The organism is Rhodococcus sp. DN22 (genome assembly GCF_036669995.1).
Lineage (GTDB): Bacteria > Actinomycetota > Actinomycetes > Mycobacteriales > Mycobacteriaceae > Rhodococcus_F > Rhodococcus_F erythropolis.
On record NZ_CP133326.1, the window covers coordinates 4602954 to 4626343 of the forward strand.

16 protein-coding genes are annotated in these 23390 nt (G+C 60.7%); 6 read left to right on the forward strand and 10 right to left on the reverse strand.

Features of this window, described 5'->3' with window-relative positions:
- Positions 1 to 195: 195 nt before the first annotated feature.
- From RA302_RS20865 to RA302_RS20890, 6 genes are all read right to left on the reverse strand, one after another.
- Positions 196 to 1977, reverse strand: a complete 1782-nt coding sequence (locus RA302_RS20865; protein ID WP_070162444.1) for a polysaccharide biosynthesis tyrosine autokinase — start codon at positions 1975 to 1977, stop codon at positions 196 to 198.
- Entirely contained in the window at positions 1974 to 3389 is a 1416-nt protein-coding gene (locus RA302_RS20870; RefSeq protein ID WP_070162446.1) for a hypothetical protein, read from the reverse strand. Before RA302_RS20870 ends, RA302_RS20865 begins: the two co-directional genes overlap by 4 nt.
- Positions 3386 to 4189 carry an SGNH/GDSL hydrolase family protein gene (locus RA302_RS20875; protein ID WP_007728848.1) on the reverse strand — a complete coding sequence of 268 codons (804 nt, stop codon included), beginning with the start codon at positions 4187 to 4189 and terminating at the stop codon, positions 3386 to 3388. The genes RA302_RS20870 and RA302_RS20875 overlap by 4 nt, the downstream gene beginning before the upstream one ends.
- Positions 4186 to 5622: an oligosaccharide repeat unit polymerase gene (locus RA302_RS20880; RefSeq protein ID WP_070162450.1), complete on the reverse strand. Its 1437-nt coding sequence runs from the start codon at positions 5620 to 5622 to the stop codon at positions 4186 to 4188. The genes RA302_RS20875 and RA302_RS20880 overlap by 4 nt, the downstream gene beginning before the upstream one ends.
- Positions 5619 to 6923, reverse strand: a complete 1305-nt coding sequence (locus RA302_RS20885) for a hypothetical protein (RefSeq protein ID WP_058226034.1) — start codon at positions 6921 to 6923, stop codon at positions 5619 to 5621. Before RA302_RS20885 ends, RA302_RS20880 begins: the two co-directional genes overlap by 4 nt.
- Before the next feature lie 166 nt (positions 6924 to 7089).
- Complete coding sequence (locus RA302_RS20890; RefSeq protein WP_070162452.1) at positions 7090 to 8352, reverse strand: hypothetical protein; 1263 nt, start codon at positions 8350 to 8352, stop codon at positions 7090 to 7092.
- Positions 8353 to 8760: 408 nt separating this feature from the next.
- Between RA302_RS20890 and RA302_RS20895 the strand changes: the two genes are divergently transcribed.
- The 6 genes from RA302_RS20895 (at position 8761) to RA302_RS20920 (ending at position 14390) form a co-directional block, all read left to right on the forward strand.
- Entirely contained in the window at positions 8761 to 10053 is a 1293-nt protein-coding gene (locus tag RA302_RS20895) for a glycosyltransferase family 4 protein (RefSeq protein WP_083291722.1), read from the forward strand.
- An 83-nt stretch (positions 10054 to 10136) separates the two neighbouring features.
- Positions 10137 to 11174, forward strand: coding sequence for a GDP-mannose 4,6-dehydratase (gene gmd / locus RA302_RS20900; RefSeq protein ID WP_007728857.1), 1038 nt, complete (start codon positions 10137 to 10139; stop codon positions 11172 to 11174).
- Positions 11171 to 12151 carry a GDP-L-fucose synthase gene (locus RA302_RS20905; RefSeq protein WP_007728859.1) on the forward strand — a complete coding sequence of 327 codons (981 nt, stop codon included), beginning with the start codon at positions 11171 to 11173 and terminating at the stop codon, positions 12149 to 12151. The genes gmd and RA302_RS20905 overlap by 4 nt, the downstream gene beginning before the upstream one ends.
- Positions 12148 to 12684: a DapH/DapD/GlmU-related protein gene (locus RA302_RS20910; protein WP_030536277.1), complete on the forward strand. Its 537-nt coding sequence runs from the start codon at positions 12148 to 12150 to the stop codon at positions 12682 to 12684. Before RA302_RS20905 ends, RA302_RS20910 begins: the two co-directional genes overlap by 4 nt.
- Positions 12681 to 13802, forward strand: a complete 1122-nt coding sequence (locus RA302_RS20915; RefSeq protein ID WP_070162454.1) for a glycosyltransferase — start codon at positions 12681 to 12683, stop codon at positions 13800 to 13802. The genes RA302_RS20910 and RA302_RS20915 overlap by 4 nt, the downstream gene beginning before the upstream one ends.
- A 33-nt stretch (positions 13803 to 13835) precedes the next feature.
- A complete protein-coding gene (locus tag RA302_RS20920; protein ID WP_007728868.1) occupies positions 13836 to 14390 on the forward strand; it encodes a YdcF family protein in 555 nt (184 codons plus the stop codon).
- A 14-nt stretch (positions 14391 to 14404) separates the two neighbouring features.
- Here the strand turns inward: RA302_RS20920 and RA302_RS20925 are convergent, their stop codons facing one another.
- The 4 genes from RA302_RS20925 to RA302_RS20940 all read right to left on the reverse strand — a co-directional run bounded on the left by RA302_RS20925 (position 14405) and on the right by RA302_RS20940 (position 23390).
- Positions 14405 to 15886 (reverse strand): sugar transferase, encoded by a 1482-nt coding sequence (locus RA302_RS20925; protein ID WP_338477828.1) that lies wholly within the window; start codon positions 15884 to 15886, stop codon positions 14405 to 14407.
- Positions 15887 to 16205: 319 nt separating this feature from the next.
- Positions 16206 to 17042, reverse strand: coding sequence for a MazG family protein (locus RA302_RS20930; protein ID WP_030536281.1), 837 nt, complete (start codon positions 17040 to 17042; stop codon positions 16206 to 16208).
- A gap of 7 nt (positions 17043 to 17049) precedes the next feature.
- On the reverse strand, positions 17050 to 20676 hold the full coding sequence (gene mfd / locus RA302_RS20935) for a transcription-repair coupling factor (protein ID WP_070162502.1): 3627 nt from the start codon (positions 20674 to 20676) through the stop codon (positions 17050 to 17052).
- 128 nt (positions 20677 to 20804) lie between these two features.
- Positions 20805 to 23390, reverse strand: a complete 2586-nt coding sequence (locus tag RA302_RS20940; protein WP_070162458.1) for a glycosyl hydrolase — start codon at positions 23388 to 23390, stop codon at positions 20805 to 20807.

The window sequence follows — 23390 nt, forward strand, 5'->3', positions numbered from 1 at the left end:
CGAGAAGCACTGACGACACCAGCGCAATGCCGATGGCAACTGCACGAAATTTCCTGTCCCGCGAACCTTCGATACTCACCCGTTTCCGTTTTCGAGCATCGGCGTTCACCGAATCAGCCACCCCTTCTCACACACGGCCTTACGCCGCAATGTCCGGTGACGTTGACATCCCGAACCTGGAAATCGAATTCCAATTCAATTCTGCTGCACAGAATCCGAAGCTTGCGACGGATGATTCGACCTGGAATCGGAATCGCCGTTCCCACCGAGTGATCTTACCTGCCGCTTATCGGTCGGCAACTCGTCACTCGAGAGGTTCGCCTTCTGCGCGACCTTTGTGCGGAGCATCGAGCGAGGGATCGCCACTGTCGGACTGTCCAGATCACTGCGCGTGTAGCGCCCCTCAGTCTCCGCCGGCTCCCATTCGTCGAAATCGATGCGCATATCTTCGGCCGGAGATTCGGCCGAATCCCCCGAATCATGCTTCTCCACTTCATTCTTCCCCGTCGATCCCACACCTGGTTCTGCGTGTACTACCTGCGCGCCGGCTCCTCGTTCAACGGGAGGCCACGCGCCGACTGGTTCATTCGATGCATCATTCACCGGAGGCTCGTTCGCCGCAGGCTCGTCCACCACACTCACACGGCTGCGGACCTTGACCAAGCCACCCCGTCCGACACCCGACAGCACCGCGCCCAACAGGTTCGCGCCGGCAGCGCGCAGCGTGGTCGCTGCGCCTTCCACCTCGTCGACCGACGAAATGCTCTGTGTTGAAACAAGAACCACGCCGTCGACGACTGAGCCGATCACAGCCGAATCGGAATAGAGCGACAACGGTGGACCCACGACGATCGTGTATTCGAATTTCTCGGAGGCTTCCGAAAGCATCTCGCGTGCCGAGACCGATGCGATGGCATCACCGGAATCGGATCGTATCGAGCCGGCGGGCAGCAGAGTCAATGAGCGACCGGGTACCTGAACGAGCACGTCCACGAGCGGAATCGCACCGGCCAGCACGTCGGAAAAACCGACTGCCGGCTTGATACCGAGGTATGAATCCAAGCTCGGCGACCTCAAGTCACCGTCCACCAACAGCACTCGACGTCCCGCTTCGGACAGGACAACCGCGAGATCGGCTGCGATGCACCCCGCAGGCTCCGAGTACCGAGGCGAGGCGATGAGGACCGAACGGATCGCGTCGGCACTCGGGCCGGCGAACTCGATACCTGTCCTGAGCTTGCGTATCGACTCGGCATAGGCGGTCGCGCCGTCGGCGGGGAACGTCAACGCGCGAAATCCCCGCGAGGCCGATTCCGGAACTGTCGCCAAAATCGGTACACCTGCAACGGCCGAGAGCATGGAAGCGCTTCGAACGGACCGGTCGAGTCGCCCAAGGAGCACCCGGACGCCGATGCCGACGACCAGGCCACCGATGAGGCCGAACAGGGACGTCATCACGAGATTCGAACCCCCACTGGCATCTTCAGCGTTGGCCTCGGTGACCACCTGGACGGAGGTATTCGGACGGCCACCACCGTTAGGGGTCTCCAACTGCCCCACATATTGTGCAAAATTCTTCGCATACGCATTGGCGATACCGGCCGATCCTTCGGCCGTCGAATCCGTGACAGAGACCTGCAAGAGCACAGTTTTCTCAACTGCTGCCGCCGAAACCTGCGAGGCCAACTCATGTCCGCTCATTGGAAGACCCAGGTCGTCGATCACCTTGACCGCCAGATCGTCGCTCGAAAACAGTTGGGCATAGGTCGCCGCTCGTTGCTGAGAAAACAGATCGCCCTGGTAGGCGCCAGCCGAGTCAGCACTGATCGGCGAGCCGATGAACAGCACAGTTGTCGACGTGTAGGACGACGGACTCGAGATGGCCATGAAAGCACCGAGGATCAAGCCGAGCACCGCGAAGACAGGTAGTGCCCACCCCCGCCTCAGAATTCGCGCGGCAGTGCTGAGTGCATTCATGTGTTCGCCTTTCTTGGAGATCGCTGTGTGCGTGTGTCTCCGTCGCGCCGTGGCGTGTAACTTGCCACCGAGTCAGTTGTGTCTGGCCGATTCACGGGCAACACTGCCCCTCGCTGCGTTCGGCGCGTGGTCGTCAAGAGGACCGAACCTTCGATTTTCGCTCCTGCGATTTCCAGATCGTGAATCTTCGTCATCACCGTCTGCATGTTTGTCGAATGAGACTGAACGACAAGGATTATCGAACGGCATACGTTGGCCAGTCGGCCCGAGTCGGCGTACTGCGTCCCGCCGGAGTCGAAAACAACCACTACGTCGAACCTGGCACTCAGATCTCGCAGCATGCGCCTGAACGACTCAGACTCGAAGACTCGCTCCGGAGTTTCGGTCGGCGAACCGCTCCGGAGGAGAGTCGGATGCAGCGGTGTCGAGATCAGAACATCATCGAGGACGCTGTCCGACATGACGATGTCGGTGACCCCGAACTCGATATGTGCACGCGAGGATCGGAAGTTGCAGTCGACGAGAACCACCGAATACCCCAGAGCGCAAGCAGCATCGGCGATGCCGCCAGCTGCGAACCTGCTGATCTTCCCCTCGTCGGCAGCGGTCACGAGCACGGGTGACGCGGGCGTACCTGACCCGATGAGATCTCGGTTGAACTGCAGTCTCTCAAAATAACTTCTCGATGCCGACTGAGCACCTTCCTCGGCGGACAATCCCCTGTCACCGAGGTACGGGATCGACTCGAGCACAGGTAGACCCGTCCAGGCCGCTAATTCGTCGACACCCTGAACTGCTCTCGACCTCGCAGCAGCCAAGATCACACCAGTCACTCCAACCAGCGATCCGACGACCAACCCCAGAAGAACGTTCGGAATCGTCTGCGGACCAGCCGGGCTCGTCGGTGCTGACGCCGTGACGACAGTCAGCGGCTGAACCGTCGGGATCAAAGTCCCACTCGGCGTCTCGAGTCGCCGGATCGTCTCGTTCATCTCATCCGAAGCCGCGTTCGTCAGTTGCAACGCCCGGTCTGCGCTGTCGGTGGTGCCAGAGATTTCGAGCAACACGGTGTCGGGCACAACGCGAACCGAAATGCTTTCGACGTCACGCAGACCACTCTCGCCCAGACGACTTGCGACGCGGGCCGAGAAGTCGGCACCCTCCGCCAGACGCGTGTACGTACCCGCTCGTTGCTGCGAGAATTCGTCACCTTGGAAAGGGCTCGAATCGGCATTGCCCAGAGTGGTCGGTGTACCCCACCCTGGCGTGGTGAGAAAGAGCTGGGTCGAGGACTTGAAAGTGGTCGGCGTGAGCAATGTCAGCAGAACGCCTACCAGCAGGCCGAGCAATGTCGAGATGCCGACGACAACCCACTTGTCACGAAGGACTCCGAAGAAGCGGGACGGGTTCATCGCAGAATCCCCCCATTCGGCGCGCCCTCGCGAATCACACCGGAGGCGGTCAGCGATTCCACCAGTTTCTGAGCAATCACTGCGTTCCCCACTGCATTCGGGTGCACACCGTCCTCGAATTTCAGTGTCGTGAGGTCCACGTCGGCGTACCAACCGTCGGCAACAGGATCGATCACGGTCGCGGCAACCGATTCCCCGTAACTTCGCAGCGCTGATACGAATTGGTCGTATCCGTCGTACGGCACAGGTGTGACGTATGTCGGCACGATGATCACCAGACGCGCATCCGGCCATGCATCCCGGACGGTATCGATGTACGACGTCATGACGGGAAACAAATCCATCGGACTCATGTGCAGATCGTTTCGCCCACCGTCCACGAAAATGATGTCCGCTCGATACCGCTCGATCGACACCTGTAGTCGATTCTCGAATCGTGTTGTAGTTCCCTGATACTCGGGTGCGCCGTCGTTGGTGAAACCGGTGCTTCCCTGAGCATCGACATTGCAGTCCCACCCCATCCGGACGCAGATGATTCTCGGGTATGCCCCGAGCCCGATTCCGTTGATGCCCGCAGTGAAGCTGTCGCCGAACCACATCGATGCCGGCGCTGTGTCCGGCGGCAACTGAGGAACCGTTGTCGCTGCTGTGAGGGCGGACCGGCCGTTTCCGGCAGCCGAATTCTGACGCACCGCCAGCGCCGTCGCACAAACGACCAGTACCACCAGCAGAGCAAGGCCCACAAGTTCCAGCGGGCGACGGGCAGAGATTCTCGACGAGAATCGGTTCGTCCGAGTCATCGAGTCACCTCCCGCCGTGAGACGAAGAATGCACAACCGATGATGACGAGGAAGTACGACATCGCTTGCAGCAGTGATCCTCTGAGCAGAATGATCAGGTAGAAGGGCAGGATGCAGGCAAGGATCGTCGGCGCCCTGGACTGGCGCAGCGACAGTTCGATTCGTCTGTCCTGAATCCCTGCGATCAAGCCTAGAGCAACCATTCCGACAATCAGCGCGATCCACCCACCGTTGACGAACAGCTCGGACCACAACGGAGCAGAAAGGTTCTTGACCGTGTAGTTGCGGCTCTCCGCGAGCAGGATGCCCGTGTCCGTAGCTTTGCCGGGCCAGATGGTCCGCGGAATCCAGAAAAGAACAACTCCGAGTGCCTGCTTGCCATCGGTAACCCCGTGCGTATTCACAAAGTTGACGGTGTTGTTGACCTGCGCAAATGCGTCGTAGTCCGGAGACGTGAGCGATTCGAGAGGCGAGCTTGTCTTGAACTGTGCCGACGTGCTGTACCTGAACGCATCGGCGAGCGGAAAGACCAGGACAAGTGCAGCCACGGCAAGCAAGGCAACCACACGGAAACGACCACGGGTCGCGAAGAGTCCGAAAAGTGCCGCCACGGCTAGTGCTGCAGTACCGAACAGATACCTCGCACTCGAGATCGGATTGAAAGTCAACAACAGCACGGCTCCGAGCACGATGGCGCAGAGAAGAAACAAACGATCGGCTCCCGGATTCTGATCACGGTATTTGACCACCGCGATGAATGCGACAAGCAAGGACATCATCGCGACGGCGCCGATGATGCTGGCGACCGTGGATTGCCCCAGCGACGCACTCGCCTGCTCCACCACGGCACTTCGGCTCGACAGAAGCGTCCCTACACCAAGTTTCTTGATGTAGTACGCGTTGGCGACCAGGGCGCAACCGGCAAGAATCAAAACCCGAACGGGATCCACACGCACGCTTGTGGCGTTTCCCCATCGCGTGTCTCTGATTCGACGCCACACCGCTCCGGAGAACACTAATCCCACCAGGAAGCCGCCGATTCCCAGAAGGACGATAGCCACCGCTGTCGAGTTGAGGGACGGATCCACTCGGGGCGTCGTAGGAGGAATCTCTCGCAGGCGGAGCTGGGCAAGTGGGGCAAGACCCATGAAGACATAGGTGAAAACCCAGAACGACATCTCGACGAGCCGACGAAAGCCCTCGCCCACAATCCACGCATAGCGCAGTCCCGAAATCGTGGTGACGGCAAGTACCGCCATCCATACACGCCCTGGCGGTGTCGGAGTGAACTCGACGACTGCGAAAGGCACGATGACCACCATGATCACCGCGGTCCAGATCGCAATCAGCGGTGGCATCAACGAGTCCTGCCGCCCGACGTCGAATTCCGCGAACTCGTGAGGCTTTGTCCGCCCGCTGGAAATTGTTTTCACGTGGTCGTCCCGGCCAGTGCGCCTGTTCGTGTTCGGCGCAGATCGCCTGGTTCGGCACGATCAGCAGTGGACGGCACGCTCGCGGGGTCTTCACGGCCGGAGTGCTTCCGTTGGGCAGCGACCACCAGGCACACCGCAACGAGGACGGACGAGACCGCCAGCCCGATCGCGACTCCGACCGCGGTTCCTGTGAGGGCCGCGGCCGCGCTGCAGATGACGATTGCCGTGAGACTCTGGACAATTCGCAGCTTGAGCAGTCGTCCGCTGGCTCCTTGAGTGCGGTAGAGATTGTAAACACCCGCTATCCAACAGATCGCCGCGTACTCGAGTCCGAGAAACGGCAGAACATGGCGAGCCTCGGCCCAGGACTCACCTAGAACGACTCGGCCGAGTGCATCTGGAAGGAAGGGAGCGGCGAATCCGATCGTTGCCGCCATCGCAGATGTGAGCCACGCTGCATAACGCAGTGTGCTCCACACCTGGCGCGCGGTATGGCCGGCCCGCACCGATTCGGGAATGACGATCAGTGGAAGAGAACTGATCAGCACGGCGAACGGCCCCAGGACGGTCACGGCTCCGCGTAAAGACGCGGCAGCCACCGTTCCGATGAAGGCCGTGGACACCGCGACGATCACGATTGCAGCCAGTTGGTCGATGCCACTCTCGAATCCGAACCGGATTCGATGAGTCCAGAACGACGCCCACCAGCGATACAGACCAGTCAGTCGCGGTAGCGTCTGTACGCGAATCATCAGGTAAACGAGTGCGAGTCCTCCGGCGACGGACCACAACCAAATCATCTCTGCGATCGAAAGTGCCTCTGGTCGAATCCAAGTCACGACAAGCACACCGAACGCCGCACTCGCCCACAACGCGTCGCTGAAGAACGCGTGTTCCGGTTCTCCCATCGACATCGCGGTGAACCGCAAGGCATCCTGCGCGAGAACAACCGGCGCGGCAACGGCGTATGCAATCCCCACCTGCGGTTCGTGAAGGAAAACCGAGACTCCGAGGGCAACGATCCCAACCAGGACTCCGAAGGTGGCAGCACCCGAGATCGCATGTCTGCTCTCCGCGCGAATCCTGTTGCGACTGTGGGCACTCATCAACAGCAGGGGTGTGCCAACTGCACCTCGAACGAATCCGAGCGCAGCCGTGAGGATGGAGAAAACAAGGATCGCCAGACCGAACTCACTGACGGAGGACGGTCCGGCCATCGCGAACAGAATCAACGCGTTACTTACGCTGGACAGCACTTGGTCACCCGCACTGAACAGCACTCGCAGCTTCAGACCTGCCACGACCCCACCTCCCTTGCACACGTGGTGTCTCCAGACTGAGATCAAATTGAAACCGTCGGTCGGCTCAGTCCACCTGAAACAGTCTATAGGATTGTTTACTGCGAAGTAGCCGGGGTTGCCTTCGTGCATTCCTCCAGAGAGAGAACCTCCTCCAGACGAACCTTCTCTAGTCGAAGTGCGAGCCAGTGTTGACCGCGATTCGAAGCCCGAGGTAGGCGGCCGCAGCGTTGACGGCCGAACGCATCTTCTCGAGATCGACGAAATTACCCGAATGGCTGTATGTACAGTCGGCGTAGCGGCCCGTCGTGCGCATGTTGGACGCGAGAACTGCCGGCTCGAGTGTCTGCATTCCCCTCGCGAACGCCAGATCACCACCACTGAACGCATGATCTCGATCACCGGGCACCCGAAAACACGACATTGTAGTTGCAAGCACCATCGGGGACGCCACGCCATCAGGGTCGGCCCGGGACCGACTATTGCGCCGTCCGACCAACTCCCCAGCAGCACGCCGGACGAGCGCCTCGCCGGAGCGAATCCTCGACCGAACCTGCGAAGCCACTTCGAGGGGACTACTAGCTGTCCAATCTGCCCGGAAAGGAATGTGACTGAACGCATTCCCCCCTGTCCTCGCCAGTAGGGGCGATGCCGATCGCAGGTCGACAACCACGTGATGAGTGACGTCGGGGCCGCACTCCAGAGCCGCGAGCACTGCGCAATAGAAATACACGGAAGGCACACGGGTTCCAGGTGCTGCAACCAAACGAACGGAGAGCCACCACCCGCGAACAGGTTCCGTGGATACGGCCGAGGACGAGATTGCGTTTCCCGATGCCCGCCGACTCACCACCTCACGCTGGAACATACTTGTACCACTGAGGATTCGCCTCAGGGACGTCGCGGCAATCAAGGGATTGGTCGACGCCATCAAAAGCCCGGCAGCAACGATCCGACGCTTCGACAATCTGCGCACAGCGGGAGAGCGCGGACCAAGCGCCGGATCCAGACCCGACAACGCAAGAAAGAGTCGTTCTGATTTTGGCATGAAGACCGTCTCGTCACCAAACATGTGTGAATAGATCAGGCCGATCATGTTGCGCGCAACGACGACAGTGATCTCGCGAGGGTCACTGAATCGTCGCGCATTGAAATACTTGAACAATGTCCGGTCGAATACCTCGACGCCTATCGCCGAAGACACGTCGGCCACGCGCATTCCTTCGACGGCACCCAGTCCGTGTAACGAGGCAGTAGGCGAACCCTCACCAGCGGTGCGCATCTCGAAAATCAGGGGGAAGACCCCGATACCCGCTTCGAAAGTCTCCGAGATCCACTCGCTGACAACGGCTACGACACCAGCTCTATCGACTGGGCCGAAGGACTCCTGCGCGTGACAGCAGTACGTGCTTGCCAGCGGATCGACCTTCACTTCATCCCTCCACGATCACGTGTGCCCGAAATTCAATCCTCACCGACCAATTTCCCTTCGTTCGCGGCAAAACAACCGTGCGCCGGTTTCAGCGAGTTTGCAGAACCTCCGAGGGAACCCGCGGCCGGATCGAAATCTCCGCCTTCCGCCAGTGCGCTCCGCCACATTCGAAATTGCCCAACGAGGCCAGTCCATCCATCACCCTGTTGCAACCTGCTGGTTAACACTACGCGCGCACAGGCTCGCCTCCATCTGATGCAGCAACATCGCTCCCGGCGATCGAAGCACGACATGAGACCAGTTGATAAACCGTGGAAATAGGGCTTAAATAGCGTAAACCAAACCATTTGACTGTTTGAAGCGCAGTTTACCAACTGGAGGTTCGTCATCAGCACCCAGATCGACCAGATGCACGACAAACCTGGTGACGTCTCCGCGACTTTCGAGTTATCCAATCGTGGTCCCGTCGAATCGCTGAACATCACGATTCTCGGCATCAACTACGCGCCGGAAACCACGGGGATAGCCCCGTACATGACGGACCTTGCCGAGTCCCTCGGCGAGCGCGGGCACAAGGTGCACGTCGTCACCGGGTACCCGCACTATCCGGCGTGGGAAATCGACGCTTCCTACCAGGGACGGTCGATCGACGAGGTCGTGAACGGCGTTCACGTTCACCGACGCCGCCACTTCGTGCCCAGCCCACCGAATGCCTTGGGACGAATCAAGATGGAGCTGAGTTTCGGCGCACGTGCCGCCAGTTCCGGATGGAACACACCTGACGTAATCGTGTGCACCAGTCCGGCATTGCTGGCCACTGCGATGGTCCTCGGACGTGCTCGGCTGACACCCAAACGTCCGGCCATCGGGGTCTGGGTACACGACTTGTACGGTCAAGGCGTCGTGGAGACCGGTGCGATGACAGGCCGCAGTGCCCGCGCAACGTCCAGGCTCGAGGCGGCTGTCGTGAAGTCCGCCGACGGAATCGCCGTCGTCCATGACCGTTTCGTCGACCATGTCGTCAACGAACTTCACGTCCCACGCGAACGAGTCACAGTGGTTCGGAACTGGACGCACGTGACGCCGATCGATGTGGACGATCTCACCGCCGCACGCACCAAATTCGGTTGGTCGCCTGACGAAACCATTGTTCTGCACACCGGAAACATGGGCGTGAAACAAGGTCTGGAAAATGTCGTCGAGGCCGCTCGACTCGCCGACGAGCAGAGTCTGCCAATCCGATTCGTTCTGGTCGGTGACGGCAATCAGCGACCGAACCTCGAAGCCACGGCAGTCGGAGTCGATCGAATCGACTTCGTCCGCCCACTCGACGACCAGGATTTCCGCACTGCCATGGCCGCCGCCGACGTTTTACTGGTCAACGAGGCACCCGGGATCGTCGGGATGGCAGTGCCGAGCAAGCTGACGTCGTATTTCAGCAGCGGTACCCCGATTGTCGCCGCAACCGATGTGGCATCTACGACTGCCGACGAGATCCGTGCCTCCGGTGCTGGGGTCGTCACTCAGAACGGTGATCCCGCAGGCCTGCTCTCTGCAGCCCTACAACTCGCGGGCGACGCGGAGACTTCCGCCAGACTTGGTGCCGCCGGGGTCCATTACTGCGCCACCTCGGTTGGCAAAACCGCGTCCATCGACAAATGCGAAAAGTGGATCCGCGAGCTGGTGGCCGGCCGCAGTTAGTACGCGAGCCGCTCGGAACAAAACCTCACACATCTCGACTCGGATCTGAAGACGACGAACATAGACAAGGCAGCTGACGCTCGATGACCAAACGCGCACTCATCACAGGGATCACCGGACAGGACGGTTCCTACCTGGCAGAACTGTTGTTGGCCAAAGGTTACGAAGTTCACGGATTGATCAGACGCGCATCAACTTTCAACACGTCACGCATCGATCACCTCTATCAGGACCCTCACGAACTGGGCGCACGGCTGTTCTTGCACTACGGTGACCTGTCCGACGGCGCACGACTCGTCACGCTCCTGTCGAAGATCGCACCAGACGAGGTATACAACCTCGCTGCGCAGTCGCACGTGCGGGTCAGCTTCGACGAGCCCGAACACACAGGCAACACAACCGGAATCGGGTCTATTCGTTTGCTCGAAGCAGTCCGCATGACGGGATTGCAGTGCCGCTTCTACCAAGCTTCGAGTTCGGAAATGTTCGGAGCCAGTCCGCCTCCACAGAACGAGGACACCCCGTTCTATCCGCGGTCGCCGTACGGCGCTGCAAAGGTGTACTCGTACTGGGTCACCAGGAACTATCGCGAGGCCTACGGAATTCACGCGGTGAACGGGATCCTCTTCAATCACGAGTCACCCCGCCGCGGTGAAACATTCGTCACGAGAAAGATCACGCGTGCAGTCGCGCGAATCCAGGCCGGGATCGAAGATTCCCTGTACCTGGGCAATTTGGACGCGGTCAGGGACTGGGGCTACGCACCCGAGTACGTCGAGGGTATGTGGCGGATGCTTCAAGTCGACGAACCAGATGACTACGTGTTGGCCACTGGAGGAAACTTCACGGTCCAAGATTTTGTCGTGGCCTCATTCGAACATGTGGGTCTCGACTGGCAGAAGTACGTCAAATTCGATCCTCGTTACCTTCGCCCCACAGAGGTGGACGCTCTGGTCGGCGATGCAGGCAAGGCCGAGGACAAACTGGGCTGGAAAGCGACAGTACAGACCCCAGAATTGGCTCGAATCATGATGGACGCCGACATCGCAGCATTGGCGCATGCCGGCACACCGTGGATCGACACGCCGCATCTCCCTGATTGGAAGATCTCGCTCTCATGATCACAACGAAATCGATTGCACCTCTTGATCGCAGCGCCCCGACTTACATCGCCGGACACAAGGGACTGGTGGGATCCGCGCTCTGGCGCAAGCTCGAACAGAGTGGCTTCACCGACCTGATCGGCCGCACATCTGCCGAACTCGATCTGCGAAACCGAGCAGACGTATTCGCCTTCTTCGAAGCCGCCAAACCGTCGTGCGTCGTCTTGGCTGCCGCGAAGGTCGGAGGAATCGTCGCGAACAACACGTATCCGGTCGATTTCATCTCCGACAACCTTCAGATCCAGACCAATGTGCTCGACGCAGCGCTGCGGCACGGCGTGCGCCGATTGCTGTTCCTCGGGTCCTCGTGCATCTACCCGCGCCTGGCGCCACAGCCGATCAGAGAAGATCAATTACTGAACGGCCATCTCGAACCGACCAACGACGCATATGCGATCGCCAAGATTGCGGGAATCATCCAGGTCCAGGCTGTTCGTAGGCAGTTCGGGTTGCCCTGGATCTCGGCGATGCCGACAAGCCTGTACGGACCCGGCGACAACTTCTCGGAGAATGTTTCGCACGTACTTCCTGCGATGATCCGCCGTCTCGACCAAGCCAAGAACGAGGGAATTGAATCAGTCACAAACTGGGGTTCGGGGAGCCCACGTCGAGAATTCCTCCATGTGGACGACTTGGCCGATGCACTCCTTCACCTACTTGACACCTTCGACGAGTCCGGGCATGTCAACGTCGGTACCGGTCACGACGAAACCATTAAAGAGCTCGCAAATATTGTGGCCGAAGCAGTGGGATATGAAGGCCGAATGGACTGGGACACAAGCAAGCCCGATGGTGCACCGCGCAAACTACTCGACGTGTCCACATTGATGGCCACCGGTTGGAAACCACAGATCTCAACCCGCGAGGGCATCGAGTCGACCGTAGCCTGGTATCGCGAGCACGTACGGGATTCGTCTGCAGCGGTCCGACTGTGAGCACAAACCGCACTCTGTCCGGGTTCACCGGTGCAGGATACGACAAGGGACGCGGCCCGCTGGTTCAAATCTCCTGGCTCGCGATTTCCGGTGTGCTGCTTTCTCATTGGTGGTGCCCCAATGGAGTACGCGTTGCAGTTCTCCGGCGGTTCGGTGCCGACATCGCCGACGGGGTCCTGATTCGACACCGCGTCCGTATCCACTGGCCGTGGAAACTGACGGTCGGAGCAGACTCGTGGATCGGCGAGGGAACATGGATACTCAATCTCGAACCCGTCACGATAGGGGCGAATACGGCTATCTCGCAGGATGTCCTCCTGTGTACGGGCAGTCATGATCACCGAAGTCCCACATTCGAGTTCGACAATGCTCCCATCGCCATCGGTGACCAAGCATGGATCGCCGCCCGTGCGACGATACTCCGCGGTGTAACGATCGGGGACAACGCAATCGTCGGCGCGACGGCTTTGGTGACGTCCGATGTTTCCGCCGGAGCCACGATGTTGGCGCCACGGGCCGGCGCTGCACGATGAAGATACTGCAGATCGTCACTCTCTTCTCACCGGACGCCGCCTACGGAGGGCCTATCAGGGTCGCCCTAAATCAGTCGAAAGCATTGCAGGACAATGGGCATGACGTAACTATCGCCGCGGGTGAGCGTGGATACGCGGTGCCACCGACACGCGAGCAGCGTATCGCTCTGCAATTGTTTCCGGCGCGAACCGTGATCCCCAAAATCGGGTACGCGGGAATCGGCGCGCCGTCGATGCTTGTGTGGCTTCGCAAGCACGTCCGAGAATTCGACGTCGTGCACATTCATCTCGCGCGTGACCTGGTGACCCTTCCTGCCGCGAAATTGGCTCTTGCATACGGTATTCCAGTTTTCGCACAAACTCACGGGATGATCGACGAGACAGACAAATTGCTGGCAAGGCCGTTGGACGCTGCTTTCACGATCCCGGTCCTCAAACGAGCACGGACAGTGTTCTATCTGACCGAACGAGAGCACACAGACCTGCAGTCTGTTGTCGGAGACAGTCGCGTCAACTTGGTGGAACTCAACAACGGGATCCCCGAGGCCGAAGACCTCGAGTCACGGCCAGTCAACAGTTGCGACCCGCCCGAGGTCCTCTACCTCGCACGACTACAGGCAAGAAAGCGACCCCAGGTCTTCGTCGAAGCCGCAAAAGAGTTGTTGGACAGCGGACACACGGCGCGCTTTTCGATAGTCGGACCGGATGAGGGTGAAGCAGAAGCCGTCAACCGACTGATCGAACGCTCCGGACATAGCAATTGCATCCAGTACGAAGGCCCACTACCGTTCGACAAGTCTCCCGAACGATTTCGTCAAGCCGCTGTATATGTCTTGCCCTCCGTGAACGAACCGTTCCCGATGTCTGTACTCGAGGCGATGGCCGCTGGACTGCCCGTAGTCGTCACCGACACGTGCGGCCTCGCACCACTGATCCGGGATGGTCGGTGTGGCCTCGTGACCGATGACGCCACCGAATCAGTGACCGCGGCGATCTCGTCGCTCTTGAAGGATCCCGTCGCCGCTGCAGAGATGGGCGCCCGCGCGCGAAATGTTGCTCGCGAACGACTAGGAATGCCTGCCGTTCGTGCGGTGCTCGAAACCCAGTACGGGCTCTGAGCGGCTCCCACATCTGCACTACAGGAAGTAATTGTGAAATCCACTCGCCCCAAGGTCCGTCGACGCGTACTCGTTCTCAGCGGGATTGTCGGCGGACTTACTGCAATCACTGCCGCCGGCTGGCCGGTCTACGTCGATCCGGTGATCGACACACCCGAAATGGCCGACGCGATAGTTGTTCTCGGCGGTGATCACGACGGCAGAGAAGAATACGGACTGTCCTTGGCCGAGCAGGGCTACGCGCCCCAGATCATCTTTTCGAATCCGTATCGAAGCAATGATCCGAGGATCACCGCAATATGCGAGGGCACCTACGACTTCGAGGTCAGCTGTTTCAAGCCAGATCCGTCGACCACGCGTGGTGAAGGACAGGAGATTCGGCGTCGCGCCGAGGCACAGGGATGGAAGCGTGTCATCGTTGTGACCTTCGTTCCCCATGTCTCTCGCAGTCGCTACATCATCAACCGTTGCTGGGACGGTGACATCGACGTAGTCGCGGACCCCCGACCACTTCCGGTCTGGGTCTGGGCCGCGAACTATGTGTGGCAAACCGCCGGGTATGTTCGCGCCCAGTTCCAGGAATGCTGACTGCCTCTGTCCGGTCAGTACGCTCCGTCGCTCCTGAGCACTGCGGATACGGTCCTGGTGATGATCGAGATATTCTGCGCCGCAGACCAATTCTCCACGTAGGAAGAGTCGAGACGAACAGATTCTTCCCAGGAGAGATCACTGCGACCACTTACCTGCCAGAGACCGGTGATGCCAGGCTTGACCAGCAGGCGCCGGGCAACCTCGTCGTCGTACATCTCGACCTCGCGACGCAATGGCGGCCGCGGGCCGACAACGCTCATCTCTCCGCGAATGACGTTGAAGAACTGCGGTAGCTCGTCGATACTCAATCGACGAAGGATCTTGCCGACGGACGTGATTCGTGGATCCTCACGCATCTTGAACAACACACCTCCGGCGCCTTCGTTGTCCCCCATCAGATCGACAACCTGCTGATCGGCGCCTTCCACCATGGTACGAAACTTGAACATGGGGAACGGTTTCCCGTTGAGGCCGATGCGTTCCGCCTTGTAGAACACCGGGCCTTTGGACGTGAACTTGACTGCAGCGGCAGCGGCGAGCATGACCGGCGCCACGAGGAGGATCATCAGCATCGAGAACATCGCGTCGAAAACAGCGGGCGCAAGCCGGTTCGCGCCCTGGTAGCGCGGCCGCGCAACGTGAATCAACGGGAGTCCCGCCGCAGGGCGAAACATCAAGCGAGCCTTCGACACATCGGCCACGACCGGTGAAACCACCATGTCGACGCCCTCGGCTTCGAGGTCCCACATCAGTTTGCGAATGCCCACCTGTCCGAGGTCTTCGGTCCCGGTTACGATGACGGTGTCTGCGCCACTTGCGCGCATCGCCTCGACTACCTCGAACTCGTTGCCCATTACCGGGACTGCTGCTCCGTCGACAACGATGTGATCGTCCAACGCGGTCGCCCGACGCGGAATGCACGCTCCCACAACGTCGTAGCCTGCCGAGGATTCCCGCACGAAGGCACGCGTAGTAGCAACGACGGACGCATGTCCACCAACCAACAGCACCGAGTTACGGCAATCCCCGATCGCACGCTTCTTTCGAATGTCGCGTCGCCAGAGGTAGCGTCCGAGAAGCAGCGCAGCGAGTCCGACGGGCAGTGCGATCATGAGGTAGCTTCGCGCAATTCCCACGCCCAGAATGATCCCGGCCAATGCGCCTACTCCGAAGACCTGGCCGGTAGCGAGCAGTACCTTCTCGTACTCGTCACTGCCCTCGCCCAGTATCGCCTGATGACGGCTACGCCCCCGTGCGAGGGCGATCATCCACAGTCCGCCCAACGCTGCAGACGCGATCACTTTAAGTGGTGTCAGCCACTCGATGGGATGCGGCCACATACTGCCGATCTGAGCGAGTGCGATCACGAACAGGACCGTGATCGAATCGCTCACTGCGATCCGCTTCCGGTATGCCCGGCGCCAGTCCGTTCCGACATGAGCGGAATCCTGCGATACCGCCGACCGGCTCTCCACCTCAGCATGAACGCTCATTTGCCATCAGTCTTTCTTGTCATACGAACGGCGTCAGCGGATCGAACGGCTTGGGGGATCGCTGATCGGTAGCCACCGCGAGCGTCCAGGTACGGCAACACCCCGCCGGTTGCCGTACCTCGCTGCTCGCAGTGCAGAAATGAACCGTCATCGGACCCCCCTACATAACCGCCGATCAAAGGCCAATTCATGCAAGAAAACGACCCAGTGTTGCTCATTTCGTACGTAAACATACCTTAGGTTTGTTTCAACTGCACTCACCAAGCCCAAGCTATTTTCCGATTGCCAGGTGATTACCGGGCAATTACGTCAAAGTGGGCTAATCCTCCACGTCTTCGAGACGTCTTCCCTCACGAATCCGAATGTCGGCGATCAGCATGTCCAGGGCGCCCAGGAGTGCAGTGTCGGCGCGTCGGCACTGCTCGATCAGAGCTTCCAGATCAGCTTCATCGGCGCTTTCGATCACACCAGCTTTGGCGGCCCTGCTCAGTACTTTTTCGGCGAGGAGCAACGGCGGCTGCGACCGAGCGATGCCGTCCATGGATGACGCGCGAGCCTTCTCGGCAGCCTTCAAAGCGTCCCACGCCCGCTCTTGCTCAGCGATGTCGACCGCCCCGGAACTGACCAGGTGCGGGCTGCGGTGCACGAGTTTCGCGATCAATGCACCGGCCACGTCGTCCAATTCGAAAACACCGTGTGCTTGAGCGATCCGCGAGTGGAACAACACCTGAAGCAACAGGTCTCCGAGTTCCTCCCGAAGATCGCTCTCGTCGTCGCTTCGAATCGCGTCGAGTACCTCGTAGGTCTCCTCGACGAGGTAAACGGAGAGGCTCTCGTGCGTCTGGGTCGACTCCCAACCGCCGCGATTCCACAACCGGTCCATGATCGACGCCGCTTCCACCAGTCGATCGCCGTGAATGGGTTCGGCGCGAATCATCTTTACCCCAGCGGCAGACAACGCCGCGATCTTCGGCTCGGCGGTGTCCATCATCACAGTCACCGCGGCGCCGGGTGTCGTGGCCGGCAGTGCGCCGCGTACCGAGTCGGGGACGTCCGGGTCGATATCGATCGCGCCGGACAGGAACGGGAGCGCCTCCAGCGGAAAGACGTGCGGCCGCAAAGGATCGAGCAGTACGACGACGGGCGATTCGTTCACCGTGTGCTCACGCCTCGACCAGGACGGCACCGGCGGCGCGCCCGTCAATCGCCAGGATGAAGTCCGCGATGTATTGAAGTAGTTCGACGTCCCGCAGGCGATCCGAGCCGACTCCGCCGGTGCGAGGCAGCGGGAGTTGCACGAGCCCGGTCGTTGCCCGGTACTGCGCGCTCGGATAGATCCTCTTGAGCCTGATCTGTTTGGAATCGGGCAGTGACATAGGCGAGATCTTGAGCTGAGTTCCGGTGACGGCGACTTCCTCCAGTTGATACTCGCGGCAGAGCAGTCGAAGCTTGGCCACCGAGATCAGCCGTCGAACCTCTTCGGGCAGTGGGCCGTAGCGATCGACCAGTTCTTCGACTACGGCAGCGATGCCGTCGGAATCATTTGCCGCAGCGAGCTTGCGGTACCCCTCCAACCTTAGCCTGTCACTGGTGACGTAGTCGGGCGGGATGTGCGCGTCCACCGGTAGGTCGATCCGGACTTCCTTCGTGCCCTCGTCCATTGTGATCGGTTTGCCGTCGGCTGCAGCCCGGAAGGCTTCGACCGCCTCACCGACCAGCCTGACGTACAGATCGAACCCGACCCCCGCGACGTGGCCGGACTGCTCTGCGCCCAGAACGTTTCCGGCTCCACGGATTTCGAGGTCCTTCATCGCGACGGCCATACCCGCGCCGAGGTCCGAATTCTGCGAAATCGTTGCCAGTCGGTCGTATGCCGTTTCCGTCAAAGGCTTTTCGGCCGGGTACAGGAAATAGGCGTATCCACGTTCACGACTACGCCCGACGCGTCCGCGAAGCTGATGCAACTGCGAGAGGCCCAGCGAATCCGCGCGTTCGACGATCAGTGTGTTCGCGTTCGAGATGTCCAGACCGGTTTCGATGATCGTGGTACAGACCAACACGTCGAAGTCGCGTTCCCAGAATCCTTGCACAGTCTTTTCGAGAGTGTCCTCGTTCATCTGACCGTGCGCGACGACGACGCGAGCCTCCGGGACGAGTTCGCGGATCTTCTTGGCTGCCTTGTCGATCGAGCTGACACGGTTGTGAACGTAGAAGACCTGACCGTCGCGCAGAAGTTCACGCCGGATGGCCGCGGCAACCTGCTTGTCCGCATACGCGCCGACGTACGTGAGGATAGGATGACGTTCTTCCGGCGGTGTGAGGATCGTGGACATTTCACGGATCCCGGCCATGCTCATCTCGAGAGTACGAGGAATCGGGGTAGCCGACATCGTCAGGACGTCGACGTGGGTGCGTAGCGCCTTGATGTGTTCCTTGTGCTCGACTCCGAATCGCTGTTCCTCGTCGACGATCACAAGCCCGAGGTCCTTCCAGCGAATACCGGTCTGCAGCAACCGGTGAGTACCGACGACGATGTCGATCTCACCTTCCGCCATGCCGGCGATGATTTCCTTCGAGTCCTTGGCGTCGGTGAACCGGGACAGCCCTCGCACCTTCACCGGGAACGACGACATTCGTTCGGTGAAGGTCTGAAGATGTTGCTGTGCAAGCAGAGTCGTCGGCACCAGCACCGCCACCTGCTTGCCGTCCTGCACTGCCTTGAACGCGGCGCGGACGGCGATCTCCGTCTTGCCGTACCCGACGTCACCGATGACCACCCGGTCCATCGGAACCGGCTTCTCCATGTCGGCCTTGACCTCACTGATAACGGTCAACTGGTCGATCGTCTCGGTGAACGCGAATGCGTCTTCGAGTTCCTTCTGCCACGGTGTGTCCGGGCCGAACGCATGCCCGGGAGCAGCCTGACGCGCTGCGTAGAGCTGAACCAGCTCGCCCGCGATCTCACGAACTGCCTTGCGGGCCTTACGCTTGGTGTTTGCCCAGTCGGATCCACCGAGCTTGCTCAGCGCCGGCAACTCCCCACCGACGTATCGGGAGAGTTGATCGAGCGATTCCATCGGGACGAACAGACGATCGCCCGGGTGACCGCGCTTGCTCGGCGCGTATTCGATGACCAGGTATTCACGACGCGCCCCACCGATGGTGCGTTCGACCATTTCGACGAACCGGCCGATACCGTGCTGATCATGCACGACCATGTCCCCTGCCGACAGCGCGAGGGGATCAACCTGATTGCGGCGCTTGGCCGGCAAGCGCTTTCCGTCGCCGACCGCAGCAACGCGGTTGCCGGTCAGATCGGACTCGGTGACGATCACCATCCCAGGCGTCGAGTCGTCGCCGGCGAGTACCAGTCCGTCATGCAGTGATCCGCGGAGCACCGCGACCTGTCCACGGGCGGGGGTAGCGCCGGCATCGAGCATCTTGGCGGGCACTTCGGCTTCACCGAGTCGCTCCACGACGCGGCTTGCGGTTCCGGCACCTGCCACCACGATCGCCGCGCGACCGCCCGTGCTCACGTGCGCCCGAAGGCTGACGAACAGCTCGGCCAACAGGTCGTCGGAACCGCGCACCTGCGGTGCCGCATGCACCGGGAGTTCGAGTTCTTCACCGTTTCCCGACGCCAGCGGGCTGACTGTCCACCAGGGTCGGCCGGCAGCTTCGGCAGATTCGCGAACATGACGAAGCGACCGGTACGCGGAGGCACCGAGATCGACTCCTCCGCCGTTGAGGATCGACGTGTCGAGCGGTGCAGCGCCGCCGATCGACGCCGCCGTCCACGATGCTTCCAAGAATTCCTGGCCGGTGCGCACCAGGTCGGTGGCGCGGGTGCGCACCTTTTCCGGATCACACAGAAGAATGTGCGCCCCTTCGGGAAGTACATCGGAAAGTAGCTGCAGTTCACCGGGTTTGAGAACCGGGAGCAGAGCTTCCATCCCCTCTACGGGGATACCTGCCGAGATCTTGTCCAGCATCTCGACCAACGACGCGTCAGCCTGGTTCTCAGCAGCGAGTGCGGCAGCTCGATCACGAACATCAGCTGTCAAAATCAGTTCACGACACGGCGGCGCGATCACGGAATCGACGTCGACGTCCGCTAGCGAACGCTGATCGGCAACTGAGAAGTACCGAAGCTCGGATACCTCGTCACCCCAGAATTCGATACGGACCGGATGATCCGCCGTGGGCGAGAACAAGTCGAGAATGCCACCACGGACCGCGAACTCACCACGCTTTCCCACCATGTCGACGCGGCTGTACGCCATCTCCACCAGACGAACCAGAACGGAATCGAAATCGATCTCGGTGCCGACGCGCAACGTGATCGGTTCTATCTCGCCCAGGCCTGGCGCCATCGGCTGAACGAGGGAACGCACCGTGGTGACGATCACCCGAAGAGGCGATCCGTACGAGGCGTCGTCTGGCCTGGCGAGTCTGCGCAGTACCTCCACCCGTCGCCCAACGGTATCCGCGCTCGGCGACAGTCGCTCGTGCGGCAATGTTTCCCACGACGGAAACTGCGCCACTCCTCCACCGAGCATCTCGGTGAGTTCCGAAGTCAGATCGTCGGCTTCACGACCGGTGGCTGTCACCAGCAGCACCGGCGTGCGAGCGGCGAGTGCAGCGGCGATGAACGGCCGAGCCGGCTTCGGAGCCACGATGTCCAAGGCGGCCGATCCGATGGATTCGATCACCGGAGTGAACGCGGCATCTGCGAGGGCGACCTCGGCGAGTCCAGCGAGCGCAGTCTGGGCAGAGGACAAGGAAGTCAACGAACGCGCTCCTGAACAGTGATGACGGGTTGCGGACGCACAGCCCGAGCGCAATATCCCCACCGAGGCAGAGTTGTGCGCCGGTTCGATTCTATCGGTGTGCGATCTCGCAGCGCAGTCCGATCCGTTCAGTTTCCCGTAGCACTCGTCTTCTTCGACGTCCGCTTGGACGGCGAGGATTGTGTGACCGGAGTGATCGGCGGCGCCACGGCCACACTCACGTGCGAGTTGAGCGCCCGAACGCGACCGATCACCTTCGTCGCCTGACCGGTTCTCCGTAGGCGTACAGTCCTGCGACCGTTCGGCGCGAGGTGGAACCAGGAGTCTTCGGGCTCGAAGCCCTGCAGTTCGAGGGCAACGTATTGGGCGGAAGCATCCGTCGAGACGTCGACTACCCACTCTTCGTCACCGACGTTGCGCGCTGTGGCAACAAGTCCGACCGATCGCTCGCGAGGCCGCGCCGAGCCACCCAGGAGGTGGACCACTTCGTCCACCATCTCGCCGTCTTCGTCTTCGAGTGTGACGGTGACGGCGTCGTATGTCCGCGCCCCGAACCGAAACACGTGAGTGAGGTCGGTGAAACGGCCGACAAGGCTGTCCACGGACCAGGTCAGACTTGAATGCGCTTCCACCTTGACCGGTAGCGCGACGTCGACCGGGACGACGCCTGACCGACTGTGCGCTCGAAACCTGATCTCGCCGACGACAGGTTCGGCGGTCTCGTTGATCGCGTCGAGCCTCAATCCGTCCATACCGTCGTCCGTGACGAGGAGCGCGATCGGTTTGGCGCTCCTACGGAGCACGAACCACGGAGCTTTGGGGCTGCCGCTCCAATCGAGGACCCCCCATCCCGGTCCGGGCTCCATGTCTCGCAGTGCGAGTGTCAAGGCGCCGTCGCACCGAGAGTCCGGGCGACGCCAGTATCCGAGCGTCGATGCGAACGCCTCACATACAGCTGCTCGCCCCAGGTCGAGATAGCGTTCCGGGTCGGACCACCGGACTTCACGAGCGTCTTCGCCGAAAAGCGCGTAGACGTAGTGGTCCCGAACATCCTCGAAATCCCACGACGATCCGTTGTCCCTAGGCACCGCGGCTTTCCATGCCGGGTGGTGCCCCGCGACGGCGAGTGAACCGAATTCGTTCTCGATCACGGCATTCGACGGTGGAATCGAAAATGCCAATGATTCGGTCGCAAAACGTACTCGCGCGCTGAGCACGTCGGCCAGTGGACGACGATAGGCACCCACCCCGAAGTAGTGAGCGACCCCGCTTCCGACATGCGTTGCCAATTGCTCGCCCCCGCGAGGCGCCGAGGGGGACGACGTCACGTACTCGAGTTCGGGTGCCACCGTCGAGATCAACTCCGGCAGTCTCGAATGAATGAGCGGGATGTGTTGATCGACCAAGCCCAGCATGGTCGGCTGCTGTTCGGTCTCGCTGCCGCCGCAGAAGACTGCCAAAGCGGGATTTCCGCGCACTCTGTGCAAGAACTCGGTGACCTCGGAGGCAACGAGTTCGAAGAATTCGTCGGTGTCGGGCGGATCGAGCGTCGCCAACATCATGTCCTGCCACACGAGAATGCCCAGTCGCGCGCATTCCTCCCAGAAGTGGTCGCTCTCGTAGACCATCGTCCCCGGGATTCGAATCATGTTCAGGCCGGCCTCTGCCAGGCGTTCCAAGACGCGAGTGGTGCCAGCGTCGCCTTGAAGCGAGATCGGGTCGGTCGGCACCCACACCGAACCACGGCAGTACACCCGGATGCCGTTGACATACAAACGGAATCCACTATCGGATCTGTCGACCTCCACCGTCCGGAAGCCAACTGAACCGAGATGCTCGGAGACTCCGACCGCTTCCATCGTCACCGGATAAGTGCGCGGGGTGCCATGAGTGTGCGGCCACCACAACTTCGCTTCCGGCACTTCGACGACGCCGGACACCTCGAGAAATCCATCCGGTCCGGCGGATACAGCCAATTGCCGCGAGTGTTCGCCGACGCGCACGGTCACGTACTCCAGCGAGGCCGGCAATCCGGTGAGCCGAGCACTGACGGCAACGCGACCGGTTGTGCCGTCAACACTCGCATGCTTGACAGCAGAGACTACGGCGGCAATCCCCTTGTCCAACAAGCGGATACCCCGCCACGGACCCACCGGTACCGGTACACCACTGAACACGGGAGCCATACCGAGCATCGTGGTTCGGATCCACCGAAGGCCCTGTTCACGGACCATCGACGAGCGCCAACGTCCTCGAGGACGCCTCGATCTCAAAATCGCGGAGAGAGAATGAAAATGAACAGCCACCTGGACACGTTTACCAGCGCCGACTCCGGCCGGAATGCTCACTTCCCCAGGTGCGAACATGGATTCAGTGGACGCGACACGGACACCGCCGATCCAGACATCCGCAAACGCCGTCATACCGTCGAACTGGAGCAGCCACGACCCCTCACCGGTCGTGGCCACGGTAGTCACGAACCACCAGTCCGATGATGAAACGGACGATTCTGAAACAGACGACGACGAAACGGACTTCGTGCGTCCGGCGTCCGTCTGCTCCGCACGTAACGCACCGACGACTGTTCCAGGCACGGACGCTGCGACCCACTCGGTCACGGCTTCGAGGGCATCCGGGTCGGATATGGATCCGGGTTCGGTTGCAGCGCATCGCCATATCGCGCCGGCCAGCAGGTCTGCTGACGAACGAGGCAC

What these genes read in the sequence shown, in the direction of transcription:
- RA302_RS20895 (WP_083291722.1), top strand. Translation starts at nt 8,761, where the DNA reads ATGCACGACAAACCTGGTGACGTCTCCGCGACTTTCGAGTTATCCAAT.
- RA302_RS20875 (WP_007728848.1), bottom strand. Translation starts at nt 4,189, where the DNA reads ATGACTCGGACGAACCGATTCTCGTCGAGAATCTCTGCCCGTCGCCCG.
- RA302_RS20870 (WP_070162446.1), bottom strand. Translation starts at nt 3,389, where the DNA reads ATGAACCCGTCCCGCTTCTTCGGAGTCCTTCGTGACAAGTGGGTTGTC.
- RA302_RS20915 (WP_070162454.1), top strand. Translation starts at nt 12,681, where the DNA reads ATGAAGATACTGCAGATCGTCACTCTCTTCTCACCGGACGCCGCCTAC.
- RA302_RS20905 (WP_007728859.1), top strand. Translation starts at nt 11,171, where the DNA reads ATGATCACAACGAAATCGATTGCACCTCTTGATCGCAGCGCCCCGACT.
- RA302_RS20865 (WP_070162444.1), bottom strand. Translation starts at nt 1,977, where the DNA reads ATGAATGCACTCAGCACTGCCGCGCGAATTCTGAGGCGGGGGTGGGCA.
- gmd (WP_007728857.1), top strand. Translation starts at nt 10,137, where the DNA reads ATGACCAAACGCGCACTCATCACAGGGATCACCGGACAGGACGGTTCC.
- RA302_RS20925 (WP_338477828.1), bottom strand. Translation starts at nt 15,886, where the DNA reads ATGAGCGTTCATGCTGAGGTGGAGAGCCGGTCGGCGGTATCGCAGGAT.